We start from the raw sequence: 15,036 nt of genomic DNA on the forward strand, positions 1-15,036 counted from the left end.
AGCGGAACGCCCAACGTACGCGAGAGGTAGTGAGAGTCGCGCTATGGGCGCCGCGTGAGCCAGCTCAGCGGAAAGCCGAACACGGCCTGCCGGTGAGCTTCATCACCTTGTAAGGCGAGTGCACAGAGCGCCCAGCGTGCACCCGGAGCGAGGACTGGTTCACCGCGGCGTGGAGCCGGCAAGCAAGTCGTGGCACGGTCTGGAGCACGCGTGTGTTGGACATAGGTGCGTGCCGTCGGCCTAGCTTGCAGCCGTGCCGGATTGATCGGCTCACGGCAGAACTCGCAGACTCCGTATGTCCCACCCTCGAGGCGTTCGATCGCGGTGTCCACCTCTCGCAAGTGCTCTCGAGCTGACGGGTCATGGCCAGCGAGCTGGGCGGCCGAAGGAATCGTCTGGTCCTCTGGGTCGTGCTCGTCATCAGCGTTGGAGTCGCGACGCCTCGAAGAGGGCAGTCATGTCGGCGGTCAGTTGCGAGATGCGTGCTTGAAGGTCGGACTGCTCCTCGTGGAGAAGCGCAGCGGGGTGGTACGGCCATGGCGCGCGACTCGGAATCGGTAGTTGAGGACATGATGGGCCGTCTAACCTGCACGTGAGTCCACCATTCCAGGCGACACTCTCAACACTGACGTTCACCGGGGTCGCATTCGGTGAGTCACTGCCTAGGATGTGCCGACCCGTTTTCCCAACCCTGTAGGAGCCACAGTGGCGCAGAAGGTGCAGACCATCCTTGTCTCGGACCTGACCGGTCAAGAACTCGGCCAGGACGGGCAGACCGTCAGGTTCGGCTTCCTCGGCGTGGACTACGACATCGACCTCTCCCAGGAAGAGGCCGACGAGTTCGCCAACACGATCCAGAAGTACACGGACGCAGGCCGACGGGTTGGTGGCCGGCGCCAGTCTGGATCCGCCAAGACTGCCCCTCGTGACCCCTCCCAGACCAAGGCCATCAAGACGTGGCTGGACGGACAGGGCATCGACTACCCCAAACGCGGACGACTCGCGCAGGACCTCATCGACCAGTGGGAAGCCGCTCACAAGCAATGAGGGTATGACGGCGTGGTCGACTCCTATGCCATCAGCAGCCTGCGCCCGGACACTGGCGATACCTCGCTGGCACTTGGCCGCCTGGCAACTTGCCCACCAAGGCAGGCTGCCAGGTCAGCGACCGCCAATCGACGCTCCCGATGGCGCCCTGCGCTTATCGGCAGTGACACCACCCGTAAGGGTTGACCATGACGTCACAGCCTGGACAGATCTCCGCTGGCTGCAGATCTGGAGCCCGAGGGGGCGCCATCACAGGACGTGCCGGGGGCCGGTCAATTGCCGGGAAGCGCTTGACTCTCGGCCGTTTCGGCAGTGATCGTCCCCGGATGTGGTCTTTGGCCATGGGGAGTGTCACGTGGTGAAAGCCGAGATCGTGCATAGCATCACGCAAGGCCCGTCCTCCCTTGCCGGGGTTCTTCCGCAACCAGGTACGAGCTGCACGCTGCCAGGGTCGCCGTGCCCCATTGGACGTAGCCTTCGGGCGAGGCGATTTGGCCCCTGCCACGCCTTGCCCCACCTGCCGGGTCATGGCTGACCCGTTCACAGGTCCACCACCACTACCGTGACGTTGTCGCGCGCACCGTCAGCGAGTGCTGCAGCGATCAAGGCCTCGCAGGACTCCTGCGGTGACCCCACGGACAGGAGCGTCTCTATCTCGTGCTCTTCTACCTCGCCGGTCAGCCCGTCGGTGCACAGCAGAAGCCGCCCGGACGGTCGCGACAGCACCTGGATCGTGGGAAACGGTGCCACCTCCTGCTGTAGGCCAAGTGCCTTCGTGAGCCACGACTGGCCCGGGTGCTCGCGTGCTCCTTGCTCAGTGATCTCCCCACGCGCGACGAGGTCGGCAGCCTCATTGTCATCCGTGGTCAGTCGCCGTAACTGGCCGCCTGCGAGGAGGTAGGCGCGGCTGTCCCCGACATGAGTGATCCCCACGTCACCGGCGGCATTTCGGTGTGCGGCGACAGCGGTGGTGCCCATGCCGGCGTGGGCTGGCCAGCGCTTCGCGCTCCGCTCGATGTCGGTGTGGGCAGTGAGCACCGCCTCGAGCATGGCCCACTCAATGTCCTCCGAGCCCTCCAGGACCCTGGCGATGCTGCGCACGGCCTGGCCGCTGGCCAGGTGACCGCTGGGGCATCCGCCCATTCCGTCAGCCACCACCCAGCTGGTGGTGCCGATCCAGAAGGCGTCTTCGTTGCGGCTTCGAACGTGGCCCTGGTGCGTGGCCCCGGATGCGGTCTGTGTGCTGGTGTCCATCTGTCACTCCTCGTCTTCAGGACCCCGTGTTGAGGTCGACTGGGAGGAGACTGCACCGATCCGTGTCCCTATATCGGGTCGTTGCGATACCTGGGTATCACGGCCCACCCTGTGTCCAGGTGCCGGTTCACGCGGCTGCTAACTGTCCGGGAAGAGCTGCTCCAGGTCTGCTTCGTTGAGTAGTCCAGCGACGTTGACCAGGTACTCCCCGAGCTCGTGCAGCGTGGCTAAGGCGACCACTCGGTGCATGTTGATCCGCCTTCTGACGCGGTGAGCACGCTGCTTAATCTCTGCATCGGAGACATGCTCGCTCTCTGGGGCGTTCCGGTTGAAGATCCTGGCCGCTGCTGTGACCAGATTGTCAGGCGGTGGCTCTCCGTGGATCAGGTGAGCGAACATGGCAGCCAACTGCTGGCGCTCTCTCGCGCTTAGCTCAACGTGCGCGCCGGGGAGGGCCGTTAGCGCCCGTGCCCGCCGATCAGCCACCGGTCGAGGATGTGCGACTCTGCGGACGTCGATCTCGGAGCGCCGTACCCGCCTGATGTCCAACTCCAGCAACACCCGCTCGTCCAACGGCCACGTCAGTTCCCAGTCACCCTGCTGCAGCATGATCAGCGCGCCCGGCTTGAAGTGTCCCTGATTGATCCACTCACTCGATACCACCACGGGCATGCTCGGTCCGTTGCGAAGATCCACCCATCGGATACCGCAAGGAAGCTGCCGAGGTCGCGCGGCACCCAAGGACAGCGGATACGGATGGCGCAATCGGGACCTCGACCTAAGCCTGCCTCTTCCGAGCGCCGAGGCAGCAAGCCGGAACGAGGTTCATCGGTTCCCACGTGGAGCACGAACTCTCCCCGCCAGACTCGTCTCCCCGCTTCGGCGCGCGGCTCAGCCACGTCGGATCCTCACGCCACCAAGTCAACCACCCGTCCTGTTCCGCCTCTATCCTGAGCGGGGGCCAGTATCACGTGCGTGACCCGACCAGGAGTGCTCCCAGCCGATTCCGCCACGACCGAAGGCCGCACGCTGCCTGGACGGCCAGGGCATCGACTACCCCAAGTGCGGCAGACTCGCCCAGGACCTCATCGCAGTGGGAGGCCGCCCACAAGGCCTGAGGACAGCCACCTCGGAGGACAAGAGGCGACTGGCGATTGATGCGGATCACGAGCTGACTCGCGCAGGGCCTCGCAACGTACTGTGCAGCCGCACTGCGGACGGCGACGCTTGCCGGTGCCGCTCTGATCTGACGGCCAAGCGTGGACGCTCCGCGCTAAGTCCCGGCGCTGGGCCAGCTTGACGCCTGCGTGATCAAGTTGTCCTCGCCTTCGCATGCTCCTCAACCGGCTCCCGCTGCCTTCTCACGACCCATCGGCCGTAGGCGACTCCGACGGCGAGTCCGGCAAGGTGCGCAACCGAACCCAGCGGCTGGCTCAACAGGAACGCGATGTTGACGGCGACCAGGACGCCCAGCCACTGGGTTGCCTTTCCGCCGAAGACGCGAGCTGAGGGGTCCAACGCGAGAACGGCAGCTGCAACCCCGAACACTGCCGCCGAGGAACCCATGAGGCTTCCGTCGGTCTCAAATGCCTGCACCACGGCCATGACTGCGAACGAACCGGCGAGTCCAGCCGTCAGGTAGACCGCGAGGACCGCCCACGAACGCGCGACCTGCTCCAGCAGCGGACCAAATGCCGCCAGCATCAGCACCATCACCGCGAGGTGCGCCACGTTCGCGTGCACAAACATGACCGTCAGTGGACTCCAGGGCCGGTCGACCAACCCTGCGACGTCCCCCGGTAGCGACAACACGTCCCAGATCACCGGGTTAAGCGTTCCTGCCACGAACAGGACGACTTGGGTGGCCACGAGCGCGAGCACGGCCGGACTGCGCATCAGCCTCTTAAGGAACGGCATGGTTCCCCTTTCCTGCAGGAGCCGCCCCGTCAAGTCGGAACATGCTCGTGCCACGATCCTGACTCCGCCACCTACGCTCCACAAGGGACCTTCGGCCCCCATATAGGGCTCTTCACAATCGAGGGCGCAGTTGGTGTCTGAATCCTGCACATCAAGCTGCCGACCGTGCTGGCCCTGCACCGAGGGCACTGGGTCGAGTACGGGGTGGTGGAGCGCAGCTTTGCCCTCAGCAATCCAGACGACTTCGCCGTGCCAGCCTCGGCGGTTCAGGTTCGGCTAGCGTGCGTCCCCCTCAAGTGGAGACCGCAATCTAGGACTCCCCACTGCCTGCTTCTCCCGTTCGGCCTCAGGGTTGACGTGAAGACGCCTTGTGCAAGCGCTTCAGCGCAGCACACTCGGACGGCGTGAGCATCACGGGGTTGCCCATCTGCCGCATGCGGATCAACTCAGACTGGGCCATGTCGGAGTCGGCCTCCGCTGTGGCTCGCGGCACGGTGACGTGCTGGACATGCCTGACACCAAAACGCTACTTGGCTGACCCGCCTGCATAGCCTGCGATCGCTTGTCCTGGACCGCCATGACCTGAGCAGCGCGACAGGATCAGTACTGGTTGGTTTCAGCCCTCGTACTGGAAGGCGCGGTAGCGCGCGCGGTATGCCCCGGGCGGCATGTGCTTGATCTTGCGGAACTCGTTGCTCATGTGACTTTGGTCGTAGTAACCGCATCTGCTGGCGACCTCCGTGAGCGGCAGGTCGGTGGTCGTGAGCAGGTCGGCCGCTGCATCCATGCGCAGTCGGCGCAGATACTGGTGCGGCGTCATCCCGAACCGGTCCTGGAACACGCGGCTGAACTGGCTGGGCGACAGCGACACAGCTGCCGCCAGCTCAACTATCGGGACGTTCCGGCCTTGGTTGCGAACCATGAGCTCGACCGCCGGCTGCAGCATGAGGTATTGGTCCTCGCTCTCCGGCCGCTCCTGCAGTCGCCGCGTCACCCCACCGACCGCGACGATCTCGCCCGACGAGTCATGGATCGGCCACTTAGACGTGATGTTCCACGCGTAGGCGCCGCGTTGCGCGACGAGTTCGACGATGTTGGGCAACTCGATCCCCGAGGTCAGCACGGCGTTGTCGTCCAAGCGGTAGTGCTCCACCAGGTGCTCGGGCGATAGATCCTCGTCGCGGGCGCCGATCAGGTCTTGCGAAGTGCGACCCATCATGGCCGGGAAGTTCGGGCTGAAGTGGACGAGGCGGCGCTCTCGATCCTTGATGAACAGGTGCACATCGGGCAGCCAGCGGAAGGCCTCGAGGCCGGACCGGATGGAGATGCTCTGTCGCATTTCCTCCCACGGCTCGAAGGCGCGCGAGGGGGTGCGATACGTGTTCGGCGGTACCGACGGTGGACGCGGATGCGGATTTTTTCCAAAACCATGCATTCAATCTCCAAGTGCCGTCGCTGATCGGACTCCTAGTGTTGAGGCACCCAAGGTTAAGAGCCCAAGCACGAGGAGACCCACTATGGCGCTTGATTCTGTCCGTCCTGACGGCGTCACCGCAAGCAGCCAGGACCAGCAAGGCCCAAAGACCGCGTTCGGCAGCTGGGCCTTCGCGTTTGGGCCATTCGCGTCAGACCCGTGGTCCTTCCAACGGGTCTGTCAGTACGTGGCCGAGGCGGGGTACGACGGGATCGAGATCAACGGCTTCCGGCCCCACCCGCACCAGGACGACTTCAACTCCGACGAGAAGACACGCAGGCTACGCGCGCAGATCGACTCGTTAGGCCTGGGCATCTCCGCGTTCGCCCCAGATATGACCTCCGCTCCGCCCACCACGAGCTCCGAGGCGGTGTACCTACGATTGGTCGACGGCGCCCGCGCCTTCTGCGAGCGGATGGGCATCACCACACTCCGTGTCGACTCGGTCTCACCACCGGTCGTGCTCGACAATGACGATTACGAGGCCCGCTTCGCGCGCATGGCTGCCAACTTCACCGCAGCCGCAAAGCGGCTCGCTCGGTCTGGGGTGCAGCTGGTTTGGGAGTTCGAGCCCGGCTTCTGGTTGAACAGCCCGAGTGAGGTAGTTCGTCTGCTCAAGGCGGTGGAGGGCGACAACTTCGGCGTGCTGTTCGACACCAGCCACGCGCTCACTAGCGCCCGCGGTAAGCGTCAGACGCCACCGGTCGAGCTGTTGGAGGGTGGGGCGGTGGAGTATGCGCGGCTACTCAAGCCGTGGGTGCGGCACCTACACCTCATCGACTCGGTGGGCGTGCTGCACGACGACGAGACCAGCGAGCACCTACCGTTCGGCACTGGCGAGGTGGACTTCGACGCCGTTATGGACGAACTGGGCGCCACCGCGACCGGCCTCGATTGGTGGACCGTGGACTACTGCTTCTGGCCCGACACCGAACGCGACGGTGTCGCGGGCGCCCAGTTCGTGCGCGACCTCGCGGCGAGGCATCGGCGTGCGTGACGTGGTCACCACCGACGGCACCCGGATCGCTTGGGAGGAGCAGGGCGCCGGAAGGACGCTGTTGCTCATCATGGGCGTCGGCGCCGACCACACCGTGTGGGCGCAACACGTCGCTCACCTAAAGCGCTCGTTCCGCTGCGTCCTGCTCGATAACCGCGGCACCGGCGCAAGCGACGCGCCGGCCGGGCCGTATAGCACCGCGCAGATGGCGGACGACGCGGCTGCCGTACTGCGCGCCGTCGGTAGCGAGCCGGCGAAAGTGATTGGCATCTCTATGGGCGGCGCCATCGCGCAGCAGTTGGCGCTGCGGCACCGGGAGCTGGTCGACCGGATGGTGCTCACGGCGAGCTGGGCGCGCATGAACCCGATGAGCGAGGACGTGTTCTCGGAGTTGCGTGACCTGCGGTTTCTGCTTTCCCCCGGGGCTTTTCAGCGTCGCCTGCAGCTGCTCATATGGAGCCCGCCCGCCTACGCGGAGCGCTCCGGGAAGCTGCGTGCCGAGCGGGATGAGCTTGTGGACGAGCCGATGACGGCCTCCGCGTTCGCCGCCCAGGTCGACGCGTGCGTGGACCACGACGTGTGCGCCGCGCTCCCTGGCCTCGACGTGCCCGTTCTGGTGACCTGCGGGGAGCACGACGTGTTCACACCCATCGCGGCCGGGCTCGAACTCGCCGGCCTCATCACCGGTTCGGCCGTGGAGCGTTTCGCGGGCGGCCACGCCCACCACTGGGAAGAACTGAACCGATACAACCTATTGTGCGAGGAGTTCCTCCAATGACGATCGACTTCGCGTCGCAGACCTACAGCTGGCAAATGAGCGGCGCCTGGACCGGCCGTCTCGGAGAGATCGCCCAGGTGGTTGCATCGAGCGGCTTCTCGGGCATCGAGTTCGAGGTGGTCATGTCTGATGGCTACGAGACCGCCGACCAGGTCGGCTTGCTGCTCGAAACTAACGGTTTGAAGCTCGCCGCCCTCACGCTCGTGCTCCCGTGGCGCGACGCGCAGGAAAAGGAAGCTGAGCGAGTCGAGGCGGACCGCGTCATCGAGGTGGTGCAGCACTTCCCCCGCTCAAAGCTCGTGCTGGTGCAGGTGCCGTTTGACGAGCCGCCCGCCGATCGCGAGACTGCCCAGAGTCACCTGCTCGGGTGTCTGGCCGGGATCACGGAGCGGGCGGTCGCGGGCGGTGTTTCGCCGACATTCCATCCGAACTCGCCACGGGGCTCCATCGTGCGCACGCGGGAAGATTACGACCGGGTGATCCCGCGATTGCCCAAGGGCTTGGGCTGGACGCCGGACACCGGCCACCTAGCAGCCGGCGGCATGGACCCCGTCGAAATGATCCGCCTCCATCGCGAAAAGGTGGATCACATCCACCTGAAGGATGCGGACGCCGCCGGCAAATGGGTGCAGAACGGCTCCGGTGCGATCGACATGGCCGGGGCGGTAGCACTGCTGGTTGGCACCGGCTACAGGGGTTGGGTTGTCGTGGAAGACGAGTCGCCCGAGGCCGAGCGAGACCCCAACGCGGCGGCCGCGGCGAACGGCATGTTCGTGCGCGACGTGCTCGGCCCGCTGACCGACCAGCTCGCTTGACGGCGCTCACCTTCTTCACCGGTCTCACGACCATCACTGAAAGGAACGCTCATGACCGCAACCATCGGAGTCAACACCTTCGTGTGGTACTCGCCCCTGACCGACGAGAACCTGCGCACTATCATTCCCCGCGTCGCCGGCTGGGGCTTCGAGACCATCGAGCTCGTGCTCGAGAACCCCGGCGACTGGAACCCGGAGCTCGCCGCCGAGCTCGTGCGCGAGCACGGCATCCAGCCTGCCGTCTCGGCCGTCGTGCCGCCCGGCCGCAACATCGTCGCGGCGAGCCATGACGAGATCACGCGCACGCAGGACTATTACAGGCATTGCGTGGACGTGGCCAGGGTCGTCGGCGCCCGCATAGTGGGCGGGCCCATGTACACAGCCGTCGGACGCACTTGGCGGGTGAGCGCCGACGAGCGACGCAAGCTGCTTCGCGACTACGCGGAGGGAATGAAGCCTGTCGCGGACGCCGCTGGCGAGGCTGGCGTCGTCCTCGCAGTGGAGGCTCTCAACCGTTATGAGACCTCATTCATCAACACGACCGAACAGCTGCTCGAGGCGATCGACCCGCTGCCGGCCGAGTCCGTCGGGCTGCTGTTCGACACCTACCACGCGAATATCGAGGAGAAGGATCCGGCCGCTGCCCTCCGCTCCGCCGCCCCACGACTGAGAGCGATGCAGGTATGCGCCAACGACCGCGGCACCCCCGGCGAGGACCACATCGACTGGACTGCATACGGCAAGGTGCTACATGACATCGACTACCAGGGCGCAATGTCGATCGAGACGTTCACGCCAGAGAACGAGATCATCGCGACCGCGGCATCCATCTGGCGTCAGCTGGCCCCCTCCCCCGACGCGCTCGCGCAGCAGGGCCTCGCATTCCTCAAGCAATGGCGGTCGACGTGGGCGTCGTAGCAGAGCCGACCGAGCCCCTCGTGCACATCGAGGACGTGGTCAAGCGCTTCCCCGGCGTGGTCGCCCTCGCCGAGGCGCGGCTCGACCTCTACGCCGGCGAGGTGCACGCGCTCATCGGCGAGAACGGCGCAGGTAAATCGTCGCTCATCAAGGTTCTCTCCGGTTACTACACCCCTGACTCGGGCGTGGTCGAGATCGACGGCGTACCGCTCCACTACAGCGTTGCGAGCGCACGCTCGCACGGGGTGGCGACCATCCACCAGGAGCGTCAACTGATCCCCGACCTAACCGTGGCGGAGAACGTGGTGCTACCTGGTTGGACGACCGGCGGTCCATGGGTGAATCCGAAGGAACTGCAGCAGCGAGCGGCCGTTGTGCTCGAGACCCTCGTGAGCGGCGTCGACATGCAGCAGCCGGCCCGCACCCTGTCGCCGGCTGTCGGGCAAATGGTGGAGGTCGCTCGCGGGCTCTCGATGAACGCGCGCATTCTGATCTTCGACGAGCCCACCACCTCCCTGTCACTGTCCGAGCGGGAGCGGCTGTTCGAGACCATCGACCGCCTGCGCGCGTCCGGTCTCGCAATCCTTTACGTGTCGCACAACCTCGAAGAGGTGCAGCGCCTCGCCGACCGCATCACGGTGATGCGAAACGGCCGTACCGTGGAAACCGGCTTGGCGAAGGACTTCACCACCCAACGCATGGTGCGCTCGATGGTGGGACGAGATGTCCGAGCACTGCCAAGCGTGAACGAGCAACTCGGAGAGACAGTACTGTCGGTGCGGAACATCACGCGGGGCGGCCGAGTGCGCGACGTCAGTTTCGATGTGCGGTCGGGGGAAATCTTCGCGCTAGTGGGCATTGAGGGCTCCGGCCGCACCGAGGTCGCCCGCAGCATCTTCGGCATCGACCGACTCGAGTCGGGCGAGGTGTGGGTGAGGGGCCGCAAGGTCAACCTCAAGAACGCAGCCGCCGGCATTGAGGCGGGCATCGGCCTGGTCCCCGAGGAGCGCAGGCAGGACGGCATTCTCCCGATGCTCACCGTGCGGGAGAACATCTCGATCTCGCTGCTCGACTTCATCTCCCGGCTCGGCGTGCTCAGCCTTCGCAAGGACCGCGCCATGGCGCGCGAGGCATTCGAGGAGCTCGACATCCGTGCAGGCTCCACAGAAACCGAGATCGGCAACCTGTCCGGTGGGAATCAGCAGAAGGCGATCCTCGCACGCTGGCTAAAGCGTGAGTGCACCGTGCTCCTCCTTGACGAACCGACCAAGGGTATCGACGTGGGTGCGAAAGCCGAGATCTACGGCCTTATCAAGCGCGCCGCCGAGGGGGGCACGGCGATCGTCCTAATCTCGAGCGACCTAGACGAGTGCCTTCCTGTCGCCAACCGCTTCGGTGTAATGCGCGGGGGCAAGCTCATAGCCGTACTAGACCGCACCGACGCGAGCAAGGGACGCATCATCTCCATCGCAACCGGCGAGCGTGAAAGGACCGTTGCATGAGCCAGAGCACCCAAATCGCTCCCGCTTCCAAGGAACCCCGTCCCGGCTTTGCCCGACGCCGCTTCGACGCCACTCGCCTCCTGCAGGACCAGGGCCTCGTCATTGTCATGGTGATCTTCGGCGGTATCCTGTCGCTGCTTAGCCCGACCTTCCTCACCACGACCAACTTGCTGAACCTGCTCCTACAGGCGTCCGCGCTAGGCGTGATGGCTCTCGGCATGATGTTCGTGATCATCGGTGCCGGCATCGATCTGTCGGTCGGCGGTATCCCCGCGCTCGTATCGGTGCTCGCGATCGGCCTTGCGGTGCGCAGCGAGCTGCCGATCTGGTTCGCCCTCCTTGTCGCCGTCTTCGTCGGTGTCGCGGTCGGGGCGGCCAACGGGTTCGTGATCACCAAGTTGGGGATCGCGCCGCTAATTGCCACCCTCGGCACCCTGTCAATCACGATCGGCCTCGCCTTCGCGTACTCAGGTGGCACGAGCATCGTGCCGGTGCCGGACTTCTACAACCTGCTACGGCGGGCGAACGTGTTCGGCATCCCGATCAACATCATTATCTTGCTGGTCCTGGCGGTGATCACCCACCTCGTGCTCACCCGCACCACATTCGGCCGGAGCCTCTACGCGGTAGGCGGTAACAGGCAGGCGGCCGACATGGCCGGCATCCGCACCACACGGATAATCTTCTTCACCTATGTAATCAGCGCGGTCGCGGCCGCCATCGCGGGCATCCTGTTCACGGCGCGGCTCGCTTCGGGCTCGCCTCAGATGGGGCTCGGCATCGAGCTGACCGTCATCGCCGCTGTTGTGATTGGCGGCACGAGTCTCTTCGGCGGGCGTGGCAACGTGTTGGGCACGGTGGTCGGCGCAGTGCTCATCACTATGGTCACCAACGCGATCAACCTGCTCGGGGTGCCGACAGCGTGGGACCGCGTGCTGCTCGGCGTCGTCATCGTGATCGCCGCCCTCCTCGACGTACTCAGGCTCAACTTTCACGAACGCTGGATGAGCCGGAAGACCTCCTGACCGCCAATCCTGGCGACCAGGACCAAACCAAGCACTAATCGAAAGGGTGTCTCCACCATGAAACACACATCCAAGTTGGTCACGCTCGCCGCCTTCGCAGCATTGACGCTCCCTGCATGCTCAGGAGGATCGTCAGACGGCGAGGAAGCGAACGAGGGAACGGCAGGTGGCGAGGCAACGAGCGAGGGATCGGGAGATCTAGGCGACGTTGCCTTCCTATACCACACCCTTGAGTTTGAGTTCATGGTTGGGATTCAGCAGGGTACCGAAGAATGCGTTGCGGAACTACCGTTCAGCAATACCACCATTCTCAGCGCCCAGGCGAACTCAACGACGCAGCTGAACCAGTTCCAGGACCAGCTGGCCGCCGGGGTCGAAGGGATCGTGTTCAGCCCGAACGTCTCGGCGGAGCTTGTTCCCGCGGTGGAGTCGGCCAACGACGCCGACGTGCCAGTCGTCACGGTCGATTCCCTAGTAGCAGAGGGAGACTTGGCCGGCAGCGTCACGTTCGACAACGTGGGCGGCGGCGCGGAGGCAGCTGACTTTATCGCTGGCGCGCTGGACGAGGAGGGCAAGGTCCTGGAGCTGACCGGTCCGCAGGGCGCGTTCCACGCGGAGCTGCGTCACCAGGGCTTCATCGACCAAATCGGCACCTACCCCGACATCACGGTCGAGACCCGCGACGCCCACTTCAACGCGGATGAGGCCCTTTCAATCACGGTTGATGTGCTCACTGACGATCCTGACTACCAGGCGGTCTTCGTACACACCGATGGGATGCTGCGCGGCGTGCTGTCCGCTCTTGAGCAGCTCGGGCTAACTCCCGGAGAGGAGGTCATTGTCGTCGGGCTGGACGGCACGCCTGAGGCACTCAACCTGATCCGCGACGGCTCAGTCGCCGCGACTGTGTCTGCGGATCCGATCGCGATGGGCTGCCAGGCAGCCGAAATGATGGCGGACGTGCTCGAGGGCGGCGAGGGCAGCGACGTGCTCGTTCCCCCGACGCTCGTGACGACGGAGAACGTCGACGACTCCGAACTGTGGGGTAACAAGCCCCTTGGCTGATCCAAAATCCGGTGGGTGCAGGTGCCCTGACGCGGCTGCGCCCACCACGGAACTTGCCACGCGTTGAACGGAGAGAGGACACCGTGGAAGAGATCGGACTGATTCAGGTAGGCGCGGGCGTTTGGGGCACCAGCTGGGCGTCGAAGATCGCGTCGACACCGGGCGTGCGACTCGAGGCGGTGGTAGACGTGCAGGAGGATGCAGCGAGGAGCGTCGCCAGCGCGTCAGCGCTAGGCGCGGACCGTGCCTATACATCCCTGGGTGCGGCACTCGAAGGCACCGACGCGACGGCGGTCGTAATCATCTCCCCGCCCCGCACCCACACCCCCCTCGCCCTCGAGGCCATCAGAGGCGGCAAGCACGTTCTCATCGAAAAGCCGCTCGCGGAGTCTGTGGACGACGCCCGCGCAGTGGTCGCCGCCGCGGAGGCCGCCGGCATCACCGCGATGGTGTCGCAAAACTACCGGTTCAAGCGCGGACCGCGTACCGTACTGCGGCTGATCCGCGCCGGTGTGATCGGACCCGTAGAACAGGTTACGATCGCGTATCGTAAGAACCCGCCATTCTTCGGCTTCCGTGCCGAGATGGACGAGCCCCTGCTCGTCGACATGTCGATCCACCACCTGGATGCATTGCGCGGAATCGTGGGCGTCGAGCCCGCCACCGTTCGCGCCCGCTCTTGGAACCCGTCGTGGTCGATCTTCACTAGTAACTCGGCCGCCCTCGTCGAGATAGTGGGTACCCGTGGCGAGCAGGTGCTCTACACCGGCAGTTGGTCCAGCCATGGGCCGCCGACCACCTGGGATGGCGCCTGGCAGATCGAGGGAGAGCGCGGCGGCATCGCCTGGGACCAGAACCGTGTGACGGTCCACTTCCCGTCCGCCTTTGACACCGTCTTCATGCCCGGCGCGCTCGAGCGCGACGGAGTCATGGAGGTCGACCTCGACGTCGTGGAACACGAGGAGCGCGCGGGTACGCTGCGCGAGTTCCGCCGCGCCATCCTTGAGAGCACGCCTCCAGAGACGTCGGTCGGGGACAACCTCGCCAGCATCTCCCTTGTGCTCGCAGCAGTGGAGTCCGCGAAGCAGGGCGGGGCCACCCTCACCCTCCAGAACACCAACAAAGGAAAGTGATCATGACACGACCAATCACACTGTTTACGGCGCAATTCACCGACCTATCTCTCGCGCAGATCGCCGAAAAAGCTGCGGCCTGGGGGTACGACGGCCTCGAGCTCGCGTGTTGGGGCGACCACTTCGAAGTGGGTCGCGTGCTCGACGATCCCGCCTATGTGAAGGAGAGCAAGCGCATCCTCGAAGCCAATGAGTTGGAGGTCTACACCGTCAGCACGCACCTCGTATCGCAGGCCGTATGCGACCTCGTGGACGAGCGGCACAAAGGCGTGCTCCCAGCGGCAGTCTGGGGCGACGGCGAGACCGCAGGGGTGCAGGCGCGCGCCGAAGAGGAGGTGAAGCGAACGGCGCGAGCAGCAGCAGCTTATGGTGCCAACACAGTCGTAGGGTTCACCGGGTCGAGCATCTTCCACATGTTCGCCGGATGGCCGCCGGTATCCGAGGAGATGATCGACCGCGGCTTCGACGACTTCTCCGAGCGCTGGAATCGGATCATTGATGTTTTCGATGCAGAGGGCGTCAAGTTCGCGTTCGAAGTGCACCCCGGCGAAATCGCGTTCGATTTCTGGTCGACCAAGCGCGCGCTCGATGCGATCGGCCACCGCGAGGGTTTTGGGCTCAACTTCGACCCAAGTCACCTGCAGTGGCAGGGCGTTGACACAGTGGCTTTCATCGACGAGTTCCGCGACCGGATCTACCACGTGCACCTCAAGGACACGCATGTGAACATGGACGGTCGCAGCGGCATTCTGAACAGCCACCTGCTCGACGGCAACATGCGCCGCGCCTGGGACTTCGTTTCGCTGGGACACGGCGACATCCCGTTCGAGCAGATCATCCGCAAGCTCAACGAGATCGATTACACCGGCCCTCTCTCGGTGGAGTGGGAGGACAACGGAATGGCTCGGGAGCTTGGAGCTTCAGACGCCTTGAAGGTGGCCCGCAAACTCAACTTCGAGCCGGCAGCAGCCGCCTGGCACAGCACCTTCGGCGACGAGTGACCGTGGCAGGCAGCGCTTCGAACTCGCGCCGAGTGGCTGTCCACAGGGGTTGTCATTGTAACGAAGGTGCGATTTTCACGTGAGCTAACGGCGACGACGCAGCGGAGGCC

Annotated in this window: 15 protein-coding genes; 10 read left to right on the forward strand and 5 right to left on the reverse strand. The window is 65.0% G+C overall.

What is annotated here, in order from left to right; translation table 11 throughout:
* Positions 1-41: 41 nt before the first annotated feature.
* Positions 42-332 carry a TraR/DksA family transcriptional regulator gene (locus tag NF557_RS17860; RefSeq protein WP_370584436.1) on the reverse strand — a complete coding sequence of 97 codons (291 nt, stop codon included), beginning with the start codon at positions 330-332 and terminating at the stop codon, positions 42-44.
* Between the two features lie 385 nt (positions 333-717).
* Here NF557_RS17860 and NF557_RS11945 point away from each other — a divergent pair, with 385 nt between their 5' ends.
* Positions 718-1,047, forward strand: a complete 330-nt coding sequence (locus NF557_RS11945) for a histone-like nucleoid-structuring protein Lsr2 (protein ID WP_252619632.1) — start codon at positions 718-720, stop codon at positions 1,045-1,047.
* Positions 1,048-1,587: 540 nt separating this feature from the next.
* On the opposite strand, the gene NF557_RS11950 is transcribed toward NF557_RS11945, so the two are convergent.
* From NF557_RS11950 to NF557_RS11965, 4 genes are all read right to left on the reverse strand, one after another.
* Positions 1,588-2,301 carry a PP2C family protein-serine/threonine phosphatase gene (locus NF557_RS11950; RefSeq protein WP_252619633.1) on the reverse strand — a complete coding sequence of 238 codons (714 nt, stop codon included), beginning with the start codon at positions 2,299-2,301 and terminating at the stop codon, positions 1,588-1,590.
* Positions 2,302-2,439: 138 nt separating this feature from the next.
* Entirely contained in the window at positions 2,440-2,997 is a 558-nt protein-coding gene (locus NF557_RS11955; RefSeq protein WP_252619635.1) for a hypothetical protein, read from the reverse strand.
* Between the two features lie 615 nt (positions 2,998-3,612).
* Positions 3,613-4,251: a rhomboid family intramembrane serine protease gene (locus NF557_RS11960; RefSeq protein ID WP_252619637.1), complete on the reverse strand. Its 639-nt coding sequence runs from the start codon at positions 4,249-4,251 to the stop codon at positions 3,613-3,615.
* A 583-nt stretch (positions 4,252-4,834) separates the two neighbouring features.
* Positions 4,835-5,653, reverse strand: a complete 819-nt coding sequence (locus tag NF557_RS11965; protein WP_252619639.1) for an AraC family transcriptional regulator — start codon at positions 5,651-5,653, stop codon at positions 4,835-4,837.
* Between the two features lie 82 nt (positions 5,654-5,735).
* Here NF557_RS11965 and NF557_RS11970 point away from each other — a divergent pair, with 82 nt between their 5' ends.
* The 9 genes from NF557_RS11970 (at position 5,736) to NF557_RS12010 (ending at position 14,926) form a co-directional block, all read left to right on the forward strand.
* Positions 5,736-6,689: a sugar phosphate isomerase/epimerase family protein gene (locus tag NF557_RS11970; RefSeq protein WP_252619641.1), complete on the forward strand. Its 954-nt coding sequence runs from the start codon at positions 5,736-5,738 to the stop codon at positions 6,687-6,689.
* Positions 6,682-7,467 carry an alpha/beta fold hydrolase gene (locus tag NF557_RS11975; protein ID WP_252619643.1) on the forward strand — a complete coding sequence of 262 codons (786 nt, stop codon included), beginning with the start codon at positions 6,682-6,684 and terminating at the stop codon, positions 7,465-7,467. Before NF557_RS11970 ends, NF557_RS11975 begins: the two co-directional genes overlap by 8 nt.
* Entirely contained in the window at positions 7,464-8,282 is an 819-nt protein-coding gene (locus NF557_RS11980) for a sugar phosphate isomerase/epimerase family protein (RefSeq protein WP_252619645.1), read from the forward strand. Before NF557_RS11975 ends, NF557_RS11980 begins: the two co-directional genes overlap by 4 nt.
* A gap of 51 nt (positions 8,283-8,333) precedes the next feature.
* A complete protein-coding gene (locus NF557_RS11985) occupies positions 8,334-9,200 on the forward strand; it encodes a sugar phosphate isomerase/epimerase family protein (protein ID WP_252619647.1) in 867 nt (288 codons plus the stop codon).
* On the forward strand, positions 9,176-10,702 hold the full coding sequence (locus NF557_RS11990; protein ID WP_252619649.1) for a sugar ABC transporter ATP-binding protein: 1,527 nt from the start codon (positions 9,176-9,178) through the stop codon (positions 10,700-10,702). The genes NF557_RS11985 and NF557_RS11990 overlap by 25 nt, the downstream gene beginning before the upstream one ends.
* Positions 10,699-11,727, forward strand: coding sequence for an ABC transporter permease (locus NF557_RS11995; protein ID WP_252619651.1), 1,029 nt, complete (start codon positions 10,699-10,701; stop codon positions 11,725-11,727). Before NF557_RS11990 ends, NF557_RS11995 begins: the two co-directional genes overlap by 4 nt.
* Positions 11,728-11,784: 57 nt before the next feature.
* Complete coding sequence (locus NF557_RS12000) at positions 11,785-12,792, forward strand: sugar ABC transporter substrate-binding protein (protein ID WP_252619653.1); 1,008 nt, start codon at positions 11,785-11,787, stop codon at positions 12,790-12,792.
* 83 nt (positions 12,793-12,875) lie between these two features.
* Positions 12,876-13,925: a Gfo/Idh/MocA family protein gene (locus tag NF557_RS12005; RefSeq protein ID WP_252619655.1), complete on the forward strand. Its 1,050-nt coding sequence runs from the start codon at positions 12,876-12,878 to the stop codon at positions 13,923-13,925.
* Positions 13,926-13,927: 2 nt separating this feature from the next.
* Entirely contained in the window at positions 13,928-14,926 is a 999-nt protein-coding gene (locus NF557_RS12010; protein WP_252619657.1) for a sugar phosphate isomerase/epimerase family protein, read from the forward strand.
* Positions 14,927-15,036 lie beyond the last annotated feature (110 nt).

Origin of the sequence: Ornithinimicrobium cryptoxanthini, from assembly GCF_023923205.1 — a bacterium.
Lineage (GTDB): Bacteria > Actinomycetota > Actinomycetes > Actinomycetales > Dermatophilaceae > Ornithinicoccus > Ornithinicoccus cryptoxanthini.